At 65.0% G+C, this 21,223-nt stretch carries 23 protein-coding genes; 3 read left to right on the forward strand and 20 right to left on the reverse strand.

Annotated features, from left to right (window positions below; genetic code table 11):
• Positions 1–61 precede the first annotated feature (61 nt).
• Positions 62–1,012, forward strand: coding sequence for a D-ribose ABC transporter substrate-binding protein (locus tag BMI91_RS10810; protein ID WP_078542362.1), 951 nt, complete (start codon positions 62–64; stop codon positions 1,010–1,012).
• A 160-nt stretch (positions 1,013–1,172) separates the two neighbouring features.
• Here the strand turns inward: BMI91_RS10810 and fba are convergent, their stop codons facing one another.
• From fba to BMI91_RS10830, 4 genes are all read right to left on the reverse strand, one after another.
• Positions 1,173–2,204, reverse strand: coding sequence for a class II fructose-bisphosphate aldolase (fba, locus tag BMI91_RS10815; protein WP_078604919.1), 1,032 nt, complete (start codon positions 2,202–2,204; stop codon positions 1,173–1,175).
• Positions 2,205–2,207: 3 nt separating this feature from the next.
• Entirely contained in the window at positions 2,208–3,176 is a 969-nt protein-coding gene (locus BMI91_RS10820; RefSeq protein ID WP_078604920.1) for a class 1 fructose-bisphosphatase, read from the reverse strand.
• Positions 3,177–3,237: 61 nt separating this feature from the next.
• Positions 3,238–3,702 (reverse strand): D-erythrulose-4-phosphate isomerase, encoded by a 465-nt coding sequence (derI, locus tag BMI91_RS10825; RefSeq protein WP_078604921.1) that lies wholly within the window; start codon positions 3,700–3,702, stop codon positions 3,238–3,240.
• A complete protein-coding gene (locus tag BMI91_RS10830; protein WP_078604922.1) occupies positions 3,699–4,484 on the reverse strand; it encodes a triose-phosphate isomerase in 786 nt (261 codons plus the stop codon). The genes derI and BMI91_RS10830 overlap by 4 nt, the downstream gene beginning before the upstream one ends.
• Positions 4,485–4,618: 134 nt before the next feature.
• On the opposite strand from BMI91_RS10830, the gene tkt reads away from it, so the two are divergent.
• Positions 4,619–6,625 (forward strand): transketolase, encoded by a 2,007-nt coding sequence (gene tkt, locus BMI91_RS10835; RefSeq protein WP_078604923.1) that lies wholly within the window; start codon positions 4,619–4,621, stop codon positions 6,623–6,625.
• A gap of 115 nt (positions 6,626–6,740) precedes the next feature.
• Here tkt and BMI91_RS10840 read toward each other — a convergent pair whose 3' ends face one another.
• From BMI91_RS10840 to BMI91_RS10910, 15 genes are all read right to left on the reverse strand, one after another.
• A complete protein-coding gene (locus BMI91_RS10840) occupies positions 6,741–7,472 on the reverse strand; it encodes a hypothetical protein (RefSeq protein ID WP_078604924.1) in 732 nt (243 codons plus the stop codon).
• Positions 7,462–8,400 carry a sugar kinase gene (locus BMI91_RS10845; RefSeq protein WP_244176611.1) on the reverse strand — a complete coding sequence of 313 codons (939 nt, stop codon included), beginning with the start codon at positions 8,398–8,400 and terminating at the stop codon, positions 7,462–7,464. The genes BMI91_RS10840 and BMI91_RS10845 overlap by 11 nt, the downstream gene beginning before the upstream one ends.
• Positions 8,401–8,412: 12 nt before the next feature.
• Positions 8,413–9,363, reverse strand: coding sequence for an NAD(P)-dependent oxidoreductase (locus BMI91_RS10850; protein WP_078604925.1), 951 nt, complete (start codon positions 9,361–9,363; stop codon positions 8,413–8,415).
• Positions 9,360–10,073: an amino acid ABC transporter ATP-binding protein gene (locus BMI91_RS10855; protein WP_371326882.1), complete on the reverse strand. Its 714-nt coding sequence runs from the start codon at positions 10,071–10,073 to the stop codon at positions 9,360–9,362. Before BMI91_RS10855 ends, BMI91_RS10850 begins: the two co-directional genes overlap by 4 nt.
• A gap of 88 nt (positions 10,074–10,161) precedes the next feature.
• On the reverse strand, positions 10,162–10,989 hold the full coding sequence (locus BMI91_RS10860) for a transporter substrate-binding domain-containing protein (RefSeq protein ID WP_078604926.1): 828 nt from the start codon (positions 10,987–10,989) through the stop codon (positions 10,162–10,164).
• 35 nt (positions 10,990–11,024) lie between these two features.
• The gene (locus tag BMI91_RS10865) at positions 11,025–11,681 is read right to left on the reverse strand and encodes an amino acid ABC transporter permease (protein ID WP_078521256.1); all 657 of its coding nucleotides are present in this window, start codon (positions 11,679–11,681) and stop codon (positions 11,025–11,027) included.
• Position 11,682: 1 nt separating this feature from the next.
• Positions 11,683–12,351 carry an amino acid ABC transporter permease gene (locus BMI91_RS10870; protein ID WP_078521258.1) on the reverse strand — a complete coding sequence of 223 codons (669 nt, stop codon included), beginning with the start codon at positions 12,349–12,351 and terminating at the stop codon, positions 11,683–11,685.
• Between the two features lie 135 nt (positions 12,352–12,486).
• Positions 12,487–13,500, reverse strand: coding sequence for a LacI family DNA-binding transcriptional regulator (locus BMI91_RS10875; protein WP_078604927.1), 1,014 nt, complete (start codon positions 13,498–13,500; stop codon positions 12,487–12,489).
• A 79-nt stretch (positions 13,501–13,579) separates the two neighbouring features.
• Entirely contained in the window at positions 13,580–15,028 is a 1,449-nt protein-coding gene (locus BMI91_RS10880) for a DUF2252 domain-containing protein (RefSeq protein WP_078604928.1), read from the reverse strand.
• 83 nt (positions 15,029–15,111) lie between these two features.
• Entirely contained in the window at positions 15,112–16,047 is a 936-nt protein-coding gene (locus BMI91_RS10885) for an asparaginase (protein WP_078604929.1), read from the reverse strand.
• A gap of 10 nt (positions 16,048–16,057) precedes the next feature.
• Positions 16,058–16,603 (reverse strand): biotin transporter BioY, encoded by a 546-nt coding sequence (locus BMI91_RS10890; RefSeq protein ID WP_078542375.1) that lies wholly within the window; start codon positions 16,601–16,603, stop codon positions 16,058–16,060.
• A 1-nt stretch (position 16,604) separates the two neighbouring features.
• A complete protein-coding gene (locus BMI91_RS10895) occupies positions 16,605–17,219 on the reverse strand; it encodes an energy-coupling factor transporter transmembrane component T family protein (RefSeq protein ID WP_078604930.1) in 615 nt (204 codons plus the stop codon).
• Positions 17,194–17,952 carry an energy-coupling factor ABC transporter ATP-binding protein gene (locus BMI91_RS10900; protein WP_078604931.1) on the reverse strand — a complete coding sequence of 253 codons (759 nt, stop codon included), beginning with the start codon at positions 17,950–17,952 and terminating at the stop codon, positions 17,194–17,196. The genes BMI91_RS10895 and BMI91_RS10900 overlap by 26 nt, the downstream gene beginning before the upstream one ends.
• A 93-nt stretch (positions 17,953–18,045) precedes the next feature.
• A complete protein-coding gene (locus BMI91_RS10905) occupies positions 18,046–19,686 on the reverse strand; it encodes a BCCT family transporter (RefSeq protein WP_078521273.1) in 1,641 nt (546 codons plus the stop codon).
• 39 nt (positions 19,687–19,725) lie between these two features.
• On the reverse strand, positions 19,726–20,142 hold the full coding sequence (locus tag BMI91_RS10910; protein ID WP_078604932.1) for a universal stress protein: 417 nt from the start codon (positions 20,140–20,142) through the stop codon (positions 19,726–19,728).
• Positions 20,143–20,357: 215 nt separating this feature from the next.
• On the opposite strand from BMI91_RS10910, the gene BMI91_RS20175 reads away from it, so the two are divergent.
• Positions 20,358–20,939: a ferritin-like domain-containing protein gene (locus tag BMI91_RS20175; RefSeq protein WP_078604933.1), complete on the forward strand. Its 582-nt coding sequence runs from the start codon at positions 20,358–20,360 to the stop codon at positions 20,937–20,939.
• A gap of 91 nt (positions 20,940–21,030) precedes the next feature.
• On the opposite strand, the gene rpmD is transcribed toward BMI91_RS20175, so the two are convergent.
• The gene (rpmD, locus tag BMI91_RS10920) at positions 21,031–21,216 is read right to left on the reverse strand and encodes a 50S ribosomal protein L30 (RefSeq protein WP_075773858.1); all 186 of its coding nucleotides are present in this window, start codon (positions 21,214–21,216) and stop codon (positions 21,031–21,033) included.
• Between the last annotated feature and the right edge of the window lie 7 nt (positions 21,217–21,223).

The raw sequence follows: 21,223 nt of genomic DNA on the forward strand, positions 1-21,223 counted from the left end.
CGCCCGAATACCCGCCGGACCTATCCGGCATCTACAACAACCCAACGGGAGGAAACCCAACATGAAATTCACCAGGCGCACCATTCTCGCGACCGTCGCAATGATGCCGTTGATGGCACAGGCCGCGATGGCTGACGGTCTGATTTCGATCATCGTCAACGATCCCTCGAACCCCTACTGGTACACCGAGGGCGAGGTCGCCAAGGCGACCGCCGAAGAGCTTGGCTATGACGCGAACGTCTCCGCCCACAAGGGTGACACCAACACCGAGAGCAACCTCGTCGACACCGCGATCACCAACAAGGCCAAGGCGATCATCCTCGACCCGGCGAACGCAGACGGTTCGGTCGGCGCCGTGAAGAAAGCGGTCGAAGCCGGTATCCCGGTCTTCATCGTCAACGCCGAGATCAACCAGTCGGGTCTCGCCAAGGCACAGCTGGTGTCGAACAACGCGCAAGGTGCGGCGCTCGGCGCGATGAAATGGGTCGAGGCGATGGGCGAGAAAGGCTCCTATGTCGAGCTGTTCGGCGCCCCGTCGGATAACAACGCGCAGACCCGCTCGAACGGTTTCGAGACGGTGCTGAGCCAGTATCCCGACCTCGACAAGAAGGCGCAGGAAGTGGCCAACTGGGACCGCACGCAGGGCTATTCCAAGATGCAGTCGATGCTGCAGGCAAACCCGGACATCACCGGCGTGATCTCGGGCAACGACGAAATGGCGCTCGGTGCGATCGCCGCGCTCAAGGAGGCAGGCAAGCTCGACGGCATGGTCGTCGGCGGGTTCGACGGCTCGCCCGACGCGGTCGACGCGGTCAAGGCAGGCGAGATGACCTACACCGTGCTGCAGCCGGTCGCGATCTTCGCCGAGCAAGCCGTGCGTCAGGCCGATCACTTCATCCAGACCGGCGAGCTGGAAGTCTCGGAAGAAAAGCAACTCTTCGACTGCATGCTGATCGACTCGAGCAATGTCGGTTCCTACACCGGCCCGTTCACCCTGGATCAATCCTCCTGATCCGGCGCAACGGGACACTGGAAAGGGGGCCGCACGGCCCCCTTTTTCGTTTTAACTGACGCGTGGGGATTTCGGAGCGTCGCGCCGAACGCCACCTCGCAACGAAGAAAGGGCGCCCGCGCGGGCGCCCTTTTTCTGTGTTCTGCAGAGGATGGCGCGCTTAGCGCGCCGCCATCGCTTCGAGCGGCAGGGGCGTGATCCGTGAGGCGTGACCGGCGGTGCCAAACGCTTCGAACCGGGCCTTGCAGAGATCCTGCATCAGCGCTTTGCCCTCGGTGAGATATTTCCGCGGATCGAATTCACCGGGCGTCTCGGACAGGACTTTGCGCACGCCAGCGGTCATCGCCATACGGTTGTCGGTGTCGATATTCACCTTGCGCACGCCCGAGCGGATGCCGCGCTGGATTTCCTCGACCGGCACGCCCCAGGTCGGGCGCATATCGCCGCCATAGCTGTTGATCATCTGCCGCAGATCCTCGGGGACGGAGGACGAGCCATGCATGACCAGATGTGTATTGGGCAGGCGACGGTTGATCTCTTCGATGACATTCATCGCGAGAATGTCGCCATCGGGCTGGCGGGTGAACTTGTAGGCGCCGTGGCTGGTGCCCATCGCCACAGCCAACGCATCGACGCCGGTTTCGCGCACGAAGCGTTCGGCTTCTTCGGGGTCGGTCAGCAACTGCTCTTCCGAGAGCTTCTCGGTCGCACCGTGGCCGTCTTCCTGATCGCCCATGCCGGTCTCGAGCGAGCCGAGCACCCCCAGTTCGCCTTCGACCGAGACACCGCAGGCATGCGCCATCTCGACCACGCGCGCGGTGATATCGCGGTTATAGGCGTAATCGGCGGGTGTCTTGCCATCGGCCAGCAGCGAGCCGTCCATCATCACCGAGGTGAAGCCATGCTGGATCGCGGTGGCGCAGGTAGCCAGATCGCTACCGTGATCGAGATGCATGCAGACCGGCACTTCGGGGAAGGTCTCGACCAGCCCATCGATCAGCCGCGCCAGCAGGCGGTCCCCCGCATAGGCCCGCGCGCCCCGCGAGGCGGCAAGGATCACCGGCGCATCGGCCTCGCGCGCGGCGGTCATGATCGCGAGACCCATCTCCATGTTCGAGATATTGAACGCGGGCACGGCATAGCCGTTCTCCGCCGCGTGATCGAGCAACTGGCGCAAGGTGATGCGGGCCATAGGTCAGGTCTCCTCCGAAAGATATGTCTTGATGATGTCGACCTCTTCCGATGCGCCGAACACGAGCGGCACGTTCTGGTGCGGCGCCTCCGGCACGAGATCGAGGATACGCTTGGTGCCATCGGTGGCGCGCCCGCCCGCCGCTTCGATCAGGCAGGCGATCGGCACCGCCTCATAGGCCAGCCGCAGCCGCCCTTCGCGATAGCCTTCGCGCCGGTCCGCCGGATAGAGGAACGCGCCACCTTTCAGCAGGATACGGTGCAGTTCACCGACCGCCGCCGCCAGCCAGCGCATGTTGAAATCGCGCCCGCGCGGACCATCCGCACCGGCGCGCAACTCGGCGACCCAGCGTTGCAGACCCGGGCTCCAGTGACGCTCGTTCGAGGCGTTGTAAGCGATGGTCGATGCCTTAGCCGACAGCCGGACATCCTGCGCCGTCATGCGGAAATCGCTGCCGTCATAGGTCGCGATCTGCACCCCCTGCCCGGCTGTGAACCCGAAATCCAGCGAATGCCCGAAGGAGGCGTAGCCAGCTGCGATCGCCTCCGAGCCCGGACGCCGGAAATCGGCGGGGCCGGTCGGATAGATCGCAAACAGCATCCCGAGCGGCGCGCCGATACCGATGGAGCCCGACCCGTCGATCGGATCAATCGCGAGATCGAATTGGCCCTCCGGGTCGAGCAGCTCGACCTCTTCGGCCTCTTCCGACAGCATGTGCCGCACGCCCAGCCCCACGAGCGCCGCAAGGATGTGGTCATGCGCGCCGACATCGAGCGCCTTCTGCACATCGCCGCTCTCGTTCTGACCGCAGGACGCGGCCGGATCGCCGGGCAACCGACCCGCCGCGAGCCGTTGCTCGATCGGGGGCAAGGCATCCGCCAGCGCGGCGATAATCTCTCCAAGCCCGCCCGCAGGCAGGCAGTCACGCAGGTACGCCGCCTGCGAGGGACGGTCGTTCGGCAAGGTCAGCATGTGGGAATTCCGTCAGTGAGTTGGGACCGGGCGGCGAACCGCCCGACCCTCGGGAGTTCGCTCAGGCCGTCGTGTGATACTTGGCGTCGACCGCGTCAATGGCCTGAACGTTGCCCGCCGATTTCCCCTCGGGGTCGAAGGACGAGGACAGGAAGGCATCGGCGATGTCTTTCGCGAGCTCCGCGCCCACGACCCGCGCGCCCATCGTGATGATATGCGCGTTGTTCGAGGTCGCCGCTTTGCCCGCCGAATAGGTGTCGTGGGTTTGCGCGGCGCGGATGCCCGGCACCTTGTTGGCCGAGAGGCAGACCCCGATCCCGGTGCCGCAGCACAGGATCGCCCGGTCATAGGTTCCGGCTTTCAACGCCGACGCAACACGATCCGCGAGATTGGCGTAGAAGTCATCCGGCCCGGCCTCGGTGCGCGAGGCTTCGGTCACCTCGTAATCCGGGTTCTGGCTAAGATATTCGGCCAGGATCTTGGCGAGCGGTTCGCCGGCGCTGTCGCCGGCCACTGCGATTTTCATGACAGTTCCTCCGTTTTGACTTGTGCGTCCAGCGCGGCGTTGCAGCGCGCGAGAATGTCGAGATATCCGGCCACGTTCCAAGCGGAACGACCGATGAACAGCCCGTCGATATGCGGGCAGGCGATCAGCTCTGCGCAGTTGTCGGGATTGACCGAGCCGCCGTAGAGGCAGGGCACGCGGCGGCCCGTCACCTCTTGCGCCACAGAGATGATCTCGGCTTGGCGGGCATCGGCATAATCGGCCGTGGCGGGGATACCGTTTTCGCCGATGGCCCAGACCGGCTCGTAGGCGAGCCAAATCTCGGCCTGTTTCTGGTCGTCCGACAGTTTCGACAGCGCGCCGCGCACCTGAGTGGCCAGCACTTCTGCGGCCCGCCCCTCTTCGCGATCCTCGAGCGTCTCGCCGATACAGATGAGCGGGATCAGGCCATGGCGCACCGCAGCCTCGGTCTTGAGGCCGACCGTCTCGTCGGTTTCGCCGAAATGGCCGCGGCGTTCGGAATGGCCGAGCTCGACGATGTCGAGACCGCAATCGACCAGCATCGGCGCGGACACTTCGCCCGTCCAGGCGCCGGCATCGGCCCAATGCATATTCTGCGCGCCGACCAGCGCGGGCGTCTCCGCCAGCGCGGCCTTGACCTGCCGCGTCGCGGTGAAGGGCGGAATGACAAAGCTCTGGATACGCGGCGACAAGGTCGCAGCCGCGAGGCCATCCGCCCAGGCCATCGCCTCGGACAGGGTTTTGTTCATCTTCCAGCTGGTGCCGATCCAAACCTCGGGCATGTCGAACGCTCCTCCGTCGTGTTGAGGTTAAATAACATGCGCCACGTTAGTTTCAACATTATTTTTGTTACTTTGTGATTTTTAATTGTTAGAACCTGTGACCGCTGCTAGCGTTCGCGCCATAGGAGGACCCCATGCTCGATCACGCTCAAGTCGCGGCCAAAGCCGCTATCGACCCTGAAAACTTCGCCCTCGCCAATTGCCTGCGGGCGTTGACCATCGACGCGGTGAATGCCGCCAATTCCGGCCATCCCGGTGCGCCGATGGGCATGGCCGACGCGGCCACCGTGCTGTTTCGCAACCATCTGAAATTCGACGCCTCGGCCCCCGACTGGCCCGATCGCGACCGTTTCGTGCTGTCCAACGGGCACGCCTCGATGCTGCTCTACGGGTTGCTGCATCTGACCGGCTACGAAGACATGACGCGCGACCAGATTCGCAATTTCCGGCAGTGGGGGTCGATCACGGCCGGCCATCCGGAATGGGGCCATGCGAAGGGCGTCGAGACGACGACCGGCCCGCTGGGTCAGGGATTGGCGACGGCCGTCGGTATGGCGCTGGCCGAGCGCGCGCTGGCCGCCGAGTTCCCCGGCCTCGTCGATCACCGCACATGGGTGATGCTGGGCGACGGCTGCCTGCAGGAAGGGATCGGACAAGAGGCGATCTCGCTTGCGGGCCATCTCGGGCTGGGCAAGCTCAACCTGCTATACGACGACAATGATATCACCATCGACGGGCCGACCTCGGTGTCCTTCTCGGAAGATGTCCCAGCGCGGCTTGCGGCCTGTGGCTGGCATGTGATCCGCTGTGACGGCCATGACGCCAAGGCGCTCGACGAGGCGATGGAAGCGGCGAAGGCCGAGACCGCGCGCCCCAGCTTGATCGCGATGAAGACGGTGATCGGCTTCGGCTCGCCGAACCGGGCGGGCACCGCGAAGGCGCATGGTGCACCGCTCGGGGACGAGGAAGGCGCGCTGGCCAAGCAGGCGCTCGGTTGGGACGCAGCGCCGTTTGACATCCCTGAGAACCTCGCCGCGGCCTGGGCCGCCATCGGGGCCCGCGGCACGCAGGCCCGCGCGGAATGGGAAGACGCCCTCGCCGCCTCGGGCAAGGCCGCCGAATTCACCGCCCGCGTCGAGGGCAAGCTGCCCGAAGGCTACGCCGCCGCCGTCGAGGCTGCCCGTGCCGAGCTGTTCGAGAAACCGCAATCGGTCGCAACCCGCAAAGCCTCGCAGATCGCGCTGGAGCATCTCGCCAAGGCGGTGCCCGCGATGATCGGCGGCAGCGCCGATCTCACCGGCTCCAACCTGACGCGCGTCGCCGCCGTCGACTCGTCGTACACCGCCGCCAAACCGGGCCGCTACATCGGCTACGGTGTGCGCGAATTCGGCATGGCGGCGGCGATGAACGGTCTCGCCCTGCATGGCGGCTTCAAACCCTATGGCGGCACGTTCCTCGTGTTCTCGGATTACGCGCGCAACGCCATTCGCCTCTCGGCCTTGATGGGGCTTGGCGTCACCTATGTGATGACCCACGATTCCATCGGACTGGGCGAGGACGGCCCCACGCACCAGCCGATCGAACATCTGGCCTCGCTTCGCGCGATCCCGAACCTCAACGTGTTCCGCCCCGCGGATGCGGTGGAGACGCTGGAGGCGTGGGATATCGCGATCCGGTCGACGGGCACGCCGTCTTTGCTGGCGCTGTCGCGACAAGGGGTGCCGCAGCTGCGCGGCGCGGGGGATGAGAACCTGACCGCGCGCGGCGCCTATGTGATCCGCTCCTTCGGGGAGGGCCGCGATGTGACGCTTCTCGCGACAGGGACCGAGGTATCGCTGGCAGTCGAAGCCGCCGAGGCGCTGCACGCCGAGGGCCACAGCGTCGCCGTGGTCTCGATGCCGTGCTGGGAGTTGTTCGACGCGCAGTCCGAGGAGTACCGGGCCGAGGTTCTCGGCACCGCGCCCCGGATCGCTGTCGAGGCCGCATCGGCCTTCGGCTGGACCCGCTACGTCGCGCGCGAGGCGGATGTGATCGGCATGCCGGGCTTCGGCGCCTCGGCTCCGGCAGAGCAGCTCTATGCCGAGTTCGGCATCACCAAAGATGCGATCGTTGCGCGCGCCAAGGCGCTGATCGCGGGCTAAAGTTGGCGCGGGCCTGAGCGACAGGCCCGCGCTTTTTCTTCAGCCGTTGAGGCGGCACTCGATCCCCGGCGGCTGGTTTTTTTTGCCGTCGACCAGCCGCAGCGTGCATGAGCTTTCAGAGCGCCCGCGTGGTCATCGAAACCTGACAGCCCTCGAGCCCGCCACGCACCTCCGCGCCCGCGGGCAAAGGTTGCGGGCCGATGCGCGCGCCGGTGACGATGCAATGATCCGCCCGCAACCCCGGCCCGATGACGGCGGCCCGCTCGGCGAGGAAGCTGAGGAAGCACACAATCTCGGAGAGCGACATGCCCGCGGCCATCGTGGGCGGATCGGAAGGCGAGCCGATCGCAAGCGGCAGGCGCGTCAGATCGCGGCTCTGCCAATCCGGGACCTCGTCGCCCAAAACGATCGCCTGGTTCGAGAACCGGTCCGCCATCTGTGCCAGCGGCGGCTGGTTTTCGAGCGCGATGAAGCGCGATTGCAGCACCTCGAAAGCGACATGAACGCTGCCGATCGCATCCAGAATCTCGGCGGGCTTGGCCTTGGGCGAAATATCGGCGCGCAGTCGCACCGCGATCTCCAGCTCGAGCCGGGCATGAGGCGCGACGGCGAGGGTCGTCCCCGACGGGTGGATCGCTCGGTCCAGAACCGGTGCGCAGGACAGGTCGCGCCCCCCCAGCAGCGCGTGTTTCCAGCCGCCCACCGGACCGAGATGGCGCAGGCTCTCGGCCTGCACCGCATAGGCCTCCGCCGGGCTTTCCGGGAGCGGGGTCAGCGCGTCGAGCGTCTCGCCGTCATTCGCGGCGGCCAGAGCTTCTGCTGCGCTTGCGATCTGGTCACGCTGCATGATGTGCAACCTCTTCTTTCATAGCGTCGCGCGGGATGACCGCGCCGGGATAACGGACGACGCAGCTCGCAAGCCGTGCGCCATCGAGAATTGCCGCCTCCAAAAGCTTGCCGCGTTGCAGGGCCGAGAGAAGCGCGGCGTCGAAACTGTCGCCCGCAGCGGTGGTGTCGACGGCCGCAACCGGCTCGGGCAGCGCAACCCGCAGCGCCGCACCCGAAGCATCGCGCGCCAGCACGGTGCCGCCCCCCGTCGTCAATACGATGGCGCCGGGCGCATGTGTCTCGCAGCGCGCCATGACCGCCTCGGGATCGGTCTCGTCCCAAAGGGCCGCGAGATCGTCGAGCGAGGGCAGCGCGAGGCTCGTCACCGCCAAGGCGCGCTCCGTCCACTCCGCCGCCTCGGCCCGGTCGCGCCAGAGCCGCGGGCGGTAATTCGTGTCATAGGCGACCGTGACGCCCCGCTGGCGCAGAGCATCGAGCTCCGCCAGCAGCCGCGCGCGCGCCGCCTCGGGAAGGATCGCCAAGGTGATACCGGAGAACAGAAGAACGCGCGCCTGACTGAGCGCCGCGACCTCAGTGCCGTCGGTGCCGAACATCCGGCGCGCTGGCGCCTGATCGCGCCAATAGGTGAAGCTGCGTTCGCCCGTGGCATCGGTAGCGATGAAGCTCAGCCCCGGACTGCCATTGGCCTCGGCCCCGATAGCCTCGATCTCGACACCCTCCTGCGCAATCGTGTCGCGCATCCAGCGGCTCATCCCGTCTTCGCCCAGCCGCGAGAGATAGCCGACCCGCAGATCGGGCCGCAGCCGCGCGAAATAGATCGCCGCGTTGAGCGTGTCACCCCCAAGGCGACGATGGAACAGATCGGGCGTTGCGGGATCGTTGGTGAATTCGGCGAGAGGCTCGCCGATGCAGAGAAAGTCCAGCATGTAAGGCTCCGGTCAGGCAGGCGTTACCGGGCTCGGAAGCGGGCTTCCGGCCAGATAGGCGTCGATATTGGCGATCACCAGCTCCGCCATCGCGCGCCGCGCCTCGTTCGTCGCCGAAGCGATGTGCGGCGTGAAGAGCGTATTGGGCGCGCGCAGAAGACCGTCCTCCGCGCCATCGGGCGCGACAGGTTCAACCTCGAACACATCGAGCGCAGCAGAGCCCAGCGTGCCGCCATGCAAGGCCGCAGCCAGCGCCGCGCTATCGACGACCGAGCCGCGCGCGACATTGACCAAGGTGCCCTCGGAGCCAAGTGCGTCCAGCACCGGCGCATCGACGATATACCGCGTCTCGGGCGTGGCTGAGAGCGTGACGAACAGGACATCGCTTTCGGCGGCCAGCGTCCGGGCGTCGGGGCGCCATGCCTCGGGGGCGTCATCATGGGGCTTGCGGGCATGGTAGATCACCTCGACTCCCAGAGCGCGGAGCATATCCGCCAGCGCCCGCCCGATCCGGCCATAGCCGAGGATACCCGCCCGGCAACCGGTCAGCGCCTGACCCAGCCGCGGTTTCTGTCCGTTCGACCAACCGCCGGAGCGGAGCAGCCGCTCGCCCTCGCCGATCCGGCGCCGCACCGAAATCGCAAGACCCAGCGCCAGTTCGGCCACCGCCTCCGACAGCACATCCGGCGTCGTCGTCACATGGATGCCGCGCGTGGCCGCCGCATCCAGATCGACCGCATCGGTTCCAACGCCATTGACCGCGATCAGGCGCAGGTCGGGAAATTCGGCAATCTCCTCGCCCGAGAGACCGCGCGCGCCGCTGGTCAGCACGACTTCGATGCCGTCGCGGGCCTCGGCATCGCGGGTGACCGGATGCTCGGCGCAGAACGCTTCCATCATGTCGGCGGGCTTCAACTCGATCAGCGCGAGGATCGACGGGTTCGATTTGGCCTCGTCCTTCATGAGATCTGCCCCAGGAAGTTGCGCAGCCGCTCGGATTTCGGATTGCCGAAGAACTCCGCCGGCGGCCCCTCTTCGATGATCGCGCCCTGCTCCATGAAGATCACGCGGTCGGCAACGGCGCGGGCGAAATCCATCTCGTGGGTCACGCAGAGCATCGTCATGCCTTCGCGGGCCAGATCGATCATCGTGTCGAGCACTTCCTTGACCATCTCGGGATCGAGCGCCGAGGTCGGCTCGTCGAACAGCATGATCCGCGGCTCCATGCAGAGCGCGCGCGCAATCGCGACCCGCTGCTGCTGGCCGCCCGAGAGTTGGGCGGGAAACTTGTCGGCCTGCTCGGGGATCTTCACGCGCTCCAGATATTTGCGCGCGGTCGCCTCTGCCGTGGCCTTATCCGCACGCCCCGTTTTAAGCGGAGCGAGCGTGCAGTTCTGCAGAACCGTCAGATGCGGGAAGAGGTTGAATTGCTGGAAGACCATCCCGACATCGCGACGCACCTTGGCGACGTTCTCGCCGCCAGCCGTCAATTCGATCCCATCGACGGTGATCTTGCCCTCCTGAATCTCTTCGAGCTGGTTGAGTGTGCGGATCAGGGTCGACTTGCCGGAGCCGGACGGACCGCAGACCACGATCCGCTCGCCTTGTTCGACCGTCAGATCGATCGACTTCAGCGCCTGAAACGCACCGAAGAACTTGGTGACGCCGCGCATCTCGACGGCGGGCTGCTGTGCTTGTGTCATGGGATGCCTTGTAGGGTGATCCGGCGCAGCGCGGGGCTGCGCCGGATATGAAGTGAGATCAGTTCGTGGCCGTTTTCGGCGTCGCGGCTTCCTCGGCCGAGCCGTTGCGGACGAAATCGGGGATGTCCGTCGCGAGCCACTGCTCGGAGATCTTGTCCATCGTGCCGTCTTTCATTGCGGAACCGACGAACTCGTTGATCTTCGCCAGAAGCTTGTCTGCGCCCGGCTCGACCGCGATGCCCTGAACTTGGCTCGAGAGCGGGAACTTCTCGTCGAAGCGACCCGGCGCGGCCTTCTCGATCTGCGCTGCCACGACGTTCGACACGCCGATCAGCGGCACCTGACCCGAAAGCAGCGCTTGCACCGCGCCCGCATCGTCGTCGAAGCGGCGGATCGTGGCGTCATCGGGGGCGACCTTGGTCACGCCCGCATCCTGCGTCGAGGCGCGCACGACCCCGACCGACTCGCCGGAGAGGTCCTCGGGCTTCGAGACCTTCTCGTCCTTCTTGCCGTAGACCATGATCTCGATCCCGGCATAGGGGCGCGAGAAATCGACCCGCTTGGCGCGCTCGGGCGTGATGCCCAGCGAGGCAACCAGCACGTCAACCTGACCCGAGAGCAGGTAGGGGATGCGGTTCGGGCCGGTCACCGGCACGATCTCGATCTTGGTGCCGAGGTAATCGGCGAGCGCCTTGGCGGTATCGGCGTCATAGCCTTCCGGCTTGCCGGTGGTGCCCATCAGACCGAAGGGCGGAAAATCGACGAGCATGCCGACCTTGAGCACGCCAGCCTTCTCGACCTGATCGAGCGTGGTGGCCTGCGCGTGGCCTGCCATCAATGCGCCGACCGTCAGGGCCGCCGTTGCAACTGTCTTGAGAAACTTCATGGATTACTCCTCCTAAACCTGAAGCGGGTGAAAAATCAGCGGGTGAATGCGAGGCGCATCCGCCCTTCCAACCGGCGCGCATACAGCGACAGCGGCCAGCAGATGATGAAGTAGATCGCGGCCACCAGCCCGAAGACGACGAACGGGTCGAATGTCGCGTTGTTCACGATCTGACCGGCGCGGGTCAGCTCGGTGAAGCCGATGATCGAGGTCAGCGAGGTGCCCTTGATCAGCTGCACGAGAAAGCCGACCGTCGGGGCCACGGCGATCCGTGCCGCCTGTGGCAGAACCACATGCTGCATCCGGTCGCGATAGCTCAGCGACAGCGCGGTCGCGGCCTCGGTCTGCCCCGATGGCACCGCCTCGATGGAGCCGCGCCAGATCTCGCCCAGATAGGCGCTGGCATGGAAGGTCAGCGCGATCGCCGCCGCCAGAAGCGGGTTGATCGGCAGGTTCAGCACGGTCAGCCCGAAATAGAACAGGAACAGCTGCATCAGAAGCGGCGTGCCCTGAAAGATGCGGATGAACCCGGCGCTGATCCGGCGCAGCGCTTTCGAGCCAGAGCTGCGCGCGAGTGCTACGAACAGCCCACCAATTGCGCCGCCGATGAAAGCGATGGCCGACAGCAGAAGCGTCCAGCGCACGGCCTCGATGATGAACAGGATGTCGGAAGGTCCGAATTGGCGGATCATGTCAGCGGCTCGCAGGATAGTTGAATACGGCGTTCTGGATGAGCTTGAAGAGCCCCGAGAACAGCAGCGAAAGGACGAGGTAGATGCCGGTCACGACGAGGTAGATCTCAAAGCTGGCGAAGGTCTTTGCGTTCAGATCCGCGCCGATGGAGGCCAGATCGTTCGCCGAGATCGTCGAGACGACCGACGAGGTCAGCATCAGGTAGATGAACTGGCTCGTCATCGCCGGATAGACGTTGCGCAGGGCCGGTTTCAGGATCACGTAGCGGAAAATCTGGATCGGCCCGAGACCCAGCGCGCGTCCGGCCTCGATCTGGCCGTTGGGCACGGATTCGATCCCGGCGCGCGTGATCTCGGTCCCGTAAGCGCCGACATTGATCACCAGCGCGATCAGCGCCGCAACATTGGGATCGAGCGAGATCCCGATAGCGGGCAGCCCGAAATACAGGAAGAAGATCTGCACGAGGAAAGGCGTGTTGCGGATGATCTCGACATAGGCGCCGACGATCGCGTGCAGCACCTTGGAATGCGAGGTGCGCGCGGCAGCCCCCAGAACCGACACGATCAGCCCCAGGATCATCGCCGCGAAAGACAGGCGGATGGTCAACCATGCGCCATAGAGCAGCAGGTCGAAATTCTCGAATACGGGCGTGAAATTGAAGTGATACACGTCGCCTCCCCTGCGTGTAACCACATGCCCCTCCGCTCCTCAACGATCGGACATATGCATTTTTAGATCGATCTAATTAGAACGATCTAAATCCTGAGTCGCAAATCACGGATGCGTGATGCTCTTTGTTGGATATCAGTCGACGGGGCCGGTGGTGTCGCGCACCCGCAGGCGCGGTGTCACGATCTCGGATTTGAGCTCTGCGCCCGGGTCCTTGATCCGCCGCAGCAGCAGCTTGGCCGAGGCCGCCCCGATCTGGCGCGGAAAAACCTGCACCGTCGTCAGGCGCGGTGGCGCGCCGAGATCGATGAAGGACAGGTTATCGTGCCCCACCACCGAGAGGTCGCGCCCCGGCATCAGGCCGAGGTCGAACAACCCCCGCAGCAGACCCGAGGCGAGAATATCGTTGAAGCAGATCGCGGCGGTCGGGCGCGGATCCAGCGCCATCAGCATCGCGGCCGATTGCGGCGAACCATCCCATTCCAGCGGCACGTCGATCACCCCTGCATTGACGAGCCCCTGCGCGCGCAACTCCTCTTCGAAGGCACCGAGACGTTCTTCCCGCGTCGACACCTTCCCGGCGAGCGAGACAAAGGAGATCCGCCGATGGCCGAGATCGCGCAGATGCCGCACGCTCAGTCGTACTGCGAGGCCGTGGTCGGACCCCGCGAAATCGCTCAGATCGCGCCCGACATGGCGCATCGCCTGCACCAGCGGCACGCCTGCTGCGACCAGTTTCTCTATCGTGTCCGGCTCGGTCCCCTCGGCGGGAAAGAGGATGATCCCCTCGGCATCGTGTTCGCGCAACCGGCGCAGCAACCCCGATTGCCGCTCGGGATCATCGCGCGAGCTGGCCAGCATGACCTGATAGCCCTGCTCGTCCAGCTCGGCCTCGATCCCCTCGACGAATTCCGAGAAGAAGCTGTTCACCAGGTTCGGGATGATGACGCCGACCGTGCGGCTTTTCTGACCGCGCAGACGGGCTGCCCCGCTATTGGGCACGTAGTCGAGCTCGGCGATGACCTTCTCGACCTTCTCGCGCGTCTTGTCCGCAACCAGATCGGAGCCACGAATGACGAGAGAGGCGGTCGCGCGGGACACGCCCGCCGCCCGCGCCACATCCATCAATGTCGTACGCTTGACCGCCATAATCGCGGAGTAACGACACGAAGGCGATCACGCAAGCACGACAGATTCGCCGCGCCGACCGCTGCCCAGAGGCGAGACCCTAGCGATAGTGCTTCTGCGTCATATCGAAGGCGCCGCGCTTCAGATCCATCTTGAAGAACTTGTGGTCGCGCTTGAGCCGCTTGACCGCCTCGCGTCCGAAACACAGCAGATCATCGACGAACAGGTCGAAGGGCTGCATCGCTTCGATGATGCGCGGCTCGATCCGGTAGTCCAACTCGCCCGCATCGTCAGAGCGCGCATGGGCCTGCGCCAGCGCCTGACCGCAGGCATGGGCATAGTCGCGCCAGCTGCTCTTCGACAGATCGTCGAGATCGATATCGTCGCGGAAGGGCGCGCGCTCGCGCGACATGAAGCTCATATCGTCAATCTCGACGCTTCCGTAGAACACATCGCCCTGCGCCAGATGCACCCGCTGGCCATGCGCGATCCGGTCGCCCTTGTCGCCCGCGACGAAATCATTCTCCGGCACGAGGCCTTCCAGCGCGGATTGCCGGGCGCGCTTGAACTCGATGATCAGATCGTCGCTCGCATCCTTGCTCGGCCCTTCGATCAGGCAATAGTAGCGCGGCAGACCCAGCGAAGCCGTGCCCTGGCCGTGGCGGATGCAGACATCCTTCACCTTCAGCTCGCCCGCGCGACCGCCCGGATCGATCCCGTTCTGCTTGGCCACGTCATTGATGTAGCCCTGAAACTCCGAGATTCGGCTGGAGATCGGCGTCAGTTCGTCATTCGCCCGGAAGCCCCGCCCGGTCTCGTTGAGATAGCGATCCCAGAGCCATTTCTTCCGGCTCTTGCGCGCCTTCTTGAACATCCGCTGGATTACCTTCGGGCTGTTATCGGGGCGCATCTGCTGGCTCGCCTCCTTGTCGTGACGGGCGTAGAATTCCATCCCGTCGCGATAGCCTTCGACGAATTTTCGCACGATCTTCTCGCGGTGCTTTTTCTTCTGGTCGCCCTCTTCCTTGGCCGCGATCAGGAAGCCCGTGATCCCGCGCTTCAGATCCCAGGTGAAGGGGCCGTAAAGCACGTCGTCGAAATCGTTCACGCCGAAGATCGGCACGTTATCGGCATTCGGCATGATCCCAAAATTCTCGGGATGAACATCCCCGAGCGCCAGCACCGTCGGCATCCGCTCGTCCTCGCCTAGCATGTCGCGGTGGAACAGAAGCGAGGTGCCGCGGAAGAAGGAGAAGAGCGAATCCGCCAGCTCCTCGAATTTCTCGCCCGCGCCCTCGGCCTTCTCGTCGATGCGGACCGCGTGATCTTCGATGATCGTCGAGCGCACATGCAGGCGGCGCGCGAGCCCGGTCAGGTCGCCCGGACGCATCACGCAGGGGTATTTCACATAGGCCTCAGCAAGCTCGCGATAGGCCTCGACCCGGCTCTGGAGCTGTTCGACGGGCGCGACCCCGGTGGCCTTGCGCGACCGCTTCGGGCTTTGCGCTTTCGAATTGGAAGATTTCGGCTTGTTGTTGCCTTCGGCCATGGGAGGTGCTCCTTTTCGGGGTTCGCTCTCCTAACGGAAAGGCGGGCGAAGACGTTCCGAAAAACCGGCGTGAGCACCAAAGATCAGGGCGTGTATTCGCCGCAGAGCGCGCGGGACAGGCGCGTGCCCCGTTCCTGCGGATCGTCAAGCGAGAGGACATGGGCGAGCTTGGTATAGGCCGCCTCGGGCGTCATGTCGCGCCCGTCGATCACCCCGTGATCGCGCAGGATCGCTCCCGCAGCATAGGTGCCAAGCGCCATGCCGCCCTCGGGGCATTGGCTGACCGCGATGACGGGGATCGCCCGCTCTTGCGCAGTGGCAAGCGCTGCCCGCACGCCGGGCGTGTCGGGCGCAGTGCCAGAGCCGTAGCAACGCAGCACCAGCCCGTCGCAGGTCTTGGCGGCATGTTCGAGAAGGCTCTCCTCCGCCCCCGGCGCGACGGCCAGAACGGCGATCCGCGCGGACCGGATCGGGTGGCGCGTCAGGCGCACCCCCGGCTGGCGGGGCGGGATGTCGGAGGGATCGGCGGCAAAGGCGTCGAAGGCGCGCGAATGGCTCTTGCGGACCCGCGCGCCGTGCAGCAGGCGTCCTGCGAATTGAACCCAGACGCCGGGCGCCGCCTGCCCCGCCGCCGCAATCGCGTCGCGCAGATTGCGCGCGCCGTCATTGCCTTCGACCGACAGCGGCAGCATCGAGCCGGTCACGATCACCGGCTTGCCCAACCCTTCGAGCGCGAAGCACAAAGCGCCCGCCGTATAGGCCAGCGTATCGGTGCCATGGGTCACGATCACGCCGTCGTATCGGTCGTGATGCGCGGCGATGGTCTCGGCAATCCGGTCCCAGTCGGCGGGCGTGGCATTTGCGCTGTCGATCAGCGGATCGAGACGCAGGGTTTCGACCTCGCGCCCCTCGGGCAGCGTGGCGAGGAACTCCTCGACCACGCCCTGCTGCGGCACGAAGCCCGCATCCGAGGCGACCATGCCGATCGTCCCGCCCGTATGGATCAGAAGCAGCGTCACGCCACGCGTCTCAGTGCCGCGACAGGACGCTGGAAGGCCGCGCGCGCGACAGCGACACGGTCAGCGCAGCCACGATCAACGCCTTGATCATGTCGCCGGGGATGAAGACCAGCATCAGAGAGGTGCTCTCGATCAGGCTTTTGCCGAGCGCCAGCGACAGCCCGACGATCCCCATCGCGTAGGACAGCACGATCCCGCCAAGGATCGCCCCCACGAAGACCGACGCGCCCAGCGGCACCGAGCGCCACTTTTCGACGATGAAACCGGTCAGCCACGCGGCCAGCGGCCAGCTGAACAGGAAGCCGCCCGTCGGGCCGAAGAAGACACCAAGCCCGCCGCGACCACCGGCCAGAAGCGGCAGCCCCACGGCCACCAGCAGCAGGAACAGCAGAACCGCGAGCGCACCGCGCTTCGATCCCAGCACAGCGCCGGCCAGCATGATCCCAAGGCTCTGCGCCGTGATCGGCACCCCGAAGCCCAGCGTGATTTTCGGGATCAGCGCGAGCACCGCAATCAGGGCCGCAAACAGCGCGATCAGCGCGACATTCTTTTCCATCTCAAGTCTCCCTCTCGGATGTGAGCCCTCCCCGGGCCCGTAGCGCATCGCCGACATGGTCGGCATCGTCAAGCGCAAGAAGCGTGAAGGGCAGCACCAGCCGCCAGCTTGGCCGCCGGGTGGCCCGGGCGCGCCAGCTCTCGGTGAGGCGCCCCCCTTTGTTGGTCAGCACCGGCACCATACGGATCACCAGCGCGATTGCGATCTCCAGCGCAGCGGTCGACAGCCCGAAGCGGCGCAAAGGCGTCGTCAGCCAGCGCACGACCGCGATCATATCACTCAGCCGCGTCGTCATCGACACGAGGTTCGCCAGTGCCACGGCCGAGACCATCCGCATCACGATCACCGCGCCCTGCACCAGCTCGCCGATCACCGCCTGCCAGATCGCGACGATCACGATGAAGGGCCAGAGCAGTTTCAGCGCCGCCAGACCCGCGCGCAGGAAGGCGCGGCCCGGCAAAGCATAGGCGATCAAGATCGCCGTGACGACGCCCGCAAGGATCAGGGGGCTCTCGATATAGAACAGGCCCACGGTCGCCACGCAGAGCGCTGCGAGTTTCAGACCCGCAGGCCAGTCATGGGCGGCGGTCTTAACGGGAGAGCTGAGCGATATCATCGGCCTCTCCCGCGCGGGTCATCTCTTCGACGTAGACGGGCAGCACCTCGCGCGCCGCGCCATGCATCCGCAGCCGTCCTTGGTCGAGCCAGAGGATTTCGTCGTAATGCTCCAGCTCGCGCGGGTCATGCGTCACCTGCACCAGCGTCCCGCGATAGAGCGTCAGCGCACGGCCCAGCTGCGCCTTGGTCGGGATGTCGAGGCCCGAGAAGGGCTCGTCGAGGATCAGCAGGTTCGGGGCCATCGCGCTCACCGACATCAGGCACAGAAGCTGCTTCTGGCCTTGGCTGAGCATCGTCACATAGGCATCGCGCCACGCCGCCTTGCCGAACTGCTCCAGGGTGCGATCGGCCGCAGCTTCGGCCTCGGGCTTCTTCATCCCCTGCTGACGCAGCCCGAAGGAAATCTCCTCGATCACGGTCGGGAAGATGATCTGATGATCGGGGTTCTGGAACAGGATTCCGACCTCGCGGAGCGCGGCCTTCCGGTCGGCGGCCAGATCCTGGCCGTTGATCCGCAGGCTGCCCCGGCTCGGCGCGATCAGCCCCGCCATCAATCGCGACAAGGTGGATTTGCCCGACCCGTTGCGCCCCACCACGCCGATGCGGCGGGCGCGGGTCTCCAGCGAAATTCCCTCCAGCACCGGACGACCGTCAAGATCGTGGCCGAGATCGGAAATCGCGATATGGCTCGCGGAGGTTTGGGTCGCGCCGTCAGACATGCGCCGGGTCATATACGCAGACGCGCCGCGTTTCCAGACGCCCTGCACATAGCGAAAGGCGCGCGAGGTCTCCCCCGCGCGCCTTTGTCTCAAATCTTGGTCAGCTTACCGAGGCTCGGTCCGCAGACCCTTCCAGATCGCCCAACACATCACCAGCAGAACCAGCGTGAAGGGCAAACCGGTCGAGATCACCATCGCCTGTAGCGCACTCAGACCACCGCCGATCAACAGCACGATCGCGACCGCGCCCTCGAAAGTGGCCCAGAACACACGCTGCGGAACCGGTGCGTCGACCTTGCCGCCTGCGGTGATCGTATCGATCACGAGCGAGCCGGAGTCCGAAGAGGTCACGAAGAACACGATAACCAGGACGATCGCGATGACCGAGGTGATCGAGGCCAGCGGCAGCCCCTCCAGCATCGCGAAGAGCGACAGCGGCGGGTTGTAGCTATCGATGACCTGCGCCTTCACCAGCGAACCGGACGGATCCGAGATCACCTGATCGATCGCAACACCACCGAAGACCGCCATCCACAACACGCAGACGAGCGACGGGATCAGCAGCACGCAGATGATGAACTCGCGCACGGTACGACCACGCGACACGCGGGCGATGAACATGCCGACGAAGGGCGACCAGGAGATCCACCACGCCCAGTAGAACGCGGTCCAGCCGTCGCGATAGCTGTCATCCGTGCGCCCGATCGGGTTCGACAGCGGGATGATGTCTTTCGCATAGGCCAGAAGACCCTGACCGAAATCGGTGAAGATCATCAGCGTCGGGCCCGCGAAGAGCACGAAGAGTAGCAGCAGCGCCGCGATCCCCATGTTGATCTCGGACAGAAGCTTCACGCCGCCATCGAGGCCACGCAGCACCGAGAACAGCGCAACGCCGGTGATCAGCGTGATCAGGATGACCTGCACCGTCGTGTCGATCGGAACGCCGAACACGTGGTTGAGACCCGCATTCGCCTGCTGCGCGCCGAAGCCGAGCGAGGTCGCAAGGCCGAACAGCGTCGCGAACACCGCGATGATGTCGATGATATGGCCGGTCCAGCCCCAGACCTTCTCGCCGAAGATCGGGTAGAAGGCCGAACGGATCGTCAGCGGCAGACCCTTGTTATAGGAGAACAGCGCCAGCGCGAGCGCCACGACCGCATAGATCGCCCAAGGGTGCAGACCCCAGTGATAGATCGTCGCGGCGAGGCCCATTTCCTTGGCCCGTGCGACATTCTCCGGGATCAGGTTGCCATCCGCATCGAAGGGCGAAGGCGTGCCCAGAGGCTGCGAGACCGCCATGTGATAGACCGGCTCGAGCACGCCGAAGAACATCAGGCCGATGCCCATGCCGGCCGCGAAGAGCATCGCGAACCACCCCATATAGGTGAAGTCCGGCTCCGCGTCCGTGCCACCCAGACGGACGGCGCCATAGGGCGAGACGATCAGGGCAAGGCAGAAGATGACGAAGATGTTCGCGGCGCTCATGAAGAACCAGTCGAAGGTCGAGGTCAGCCACGGGCGCATCGCGCCAAACAGCGAACTCGCCTGCTCAGGCAGAGCCAGCGCATAGAAGACGAAGGCCACGATGGACAACGCCGAGATCATGAAAACAGGGTTGTGAATGTCGAAACCGAAGGGCCCTACCTGCCCTTCGAGGTTGTCTTGACCGATCTCATAGTCGGTCTCGATCAGTTGTGTGTCCCCTTCGGGGGCAGGGATGCCCTGAACTTCTTCAGGTTCGGCCATATGCCGTCCTCCTGTCCTTATTGGTTATATTGGTCCGCGTTATCCGCGTACGAGAAACACCGACGCATCGCTGTGCGCGGCGAGGTGGCCGCCATGCGAGGCGAAGAGATAGCTGGCCGCGTTGGGCACATGCGTGGCCATCACCACCAGATCAGCGCCGAGATCATCAGCCGTCTTCAGCAACGTCTTGTCGAGATCAACGGCCGGGTCGGGCACGATGACTGCCTTCGACGACCCCTTATGCCCAAACTCGTTGGCATGGCTCTGCGCGAAATCATCCAGTTTCGCGGCATATTCCTTGGCATTGTGGCCGAATTCGCTCGGCTCTTGGCTAGTGACACCTATGAAAACAACTTCTGCGTCGTGTTTCGCTGCGATTTCCGAAGCGACTTTCAACGTCTTGCCCATCTTCTCGACATGACGCAGGTCGATCGGAACCATGATTTTTTCAAACATATCGATCCGTCCCTCAGTCTTGAAGCGCGGCACCCTATTGCAGGATGCAACGATATCCAACCAACCCAGTGTGTCACATTCGGTTCCGGATTTCGTGAAGAAAAATTAAAGAAATGACATGCCTGCCTCGGGGCCTGCGGCGCGCGGTCACATCGGCGCCGGATTCCGTCCTGCGCGGACGTATCACTTCCAGTTGGCTCAGGAAGGAGAGACCGATGCGTTTTCACAGCTCACTTGGAACAAGACTCGGCGCGATAGTCGCCGTGGTCGCGGTCGTCGCAGGCACGGCATTGCCCGCGCACGCGGCGCTCACCTCCGCGGAACATAGGGCGGTGCTCGCGGCGCTGGATGACGAGTATCACGCGCAGGCCACCTATCGGGCGATCATGGAGAGGTTTGGCGCCGTGCGCCCCTTCTCTAATATCGAGCGTGCCGAGGTGTCGCATGCCGCGGCGCTGATCGGAGTGCTGCGCCAGAACGGGCTATCCGTCCCCGCGAACCCCTATCTGAGTGGGGCGAAGCCTCTGGCCCCGGTGCCGGGCACATTGGCCGAGGCTTGTGCGCTTGGCGTGCAGGCGGAGATGGCCAATTCCGGGCTCTATGACGGGCGGCTCCTGCCGGCGGTCGCCGGGAATGGCCAGCTTACCCAGATCCTGACGCGCCTGCGCGATGCCTCTCAGACCAAGCACCTGCCCGCCTTCCAGCGCTGCGGCGGCAGAGCTGGCCAGATGCAGGGGCGCGGCATGGGCGGCCAAGGGCGCGGCTATGGGGGCGGCAGAGGCCCCGTCTGGAACTGAGGCGCCCTGCCCTCCGAAGACAGACCCCACGAATGCAAAACGCCCCGGCCTTTCGGTCGGGGCGTTTCGGTATTCAGACGAACCGGTCGGCTCAGCCGCGCTCTTCGACGATTTCGACGAGGTGCGGGATCTTCGCGACCATACCGCGGACGGCCGGGGTATCTTCCAGCTCACGGGTACGGTTCATCTTGTCCAGACCCAGACCTTTCAGCGTGGCACGCTGGATGGCGGGGCGACGGATCGGCGAACCGATCTGCTTGACGACGATGGTAGCCATTGATCGC

It is taken from the genome of Thioclava sediminum (assembly GCF_002020355.1).
GTDB classification, from domain to species: domain Bacteria; phylum Pseudomonadota; class Alphaproteobacteria; order Rhodobacterales; family Rhodobacteraceae; genus Thioclava; species Thioclava sediminum.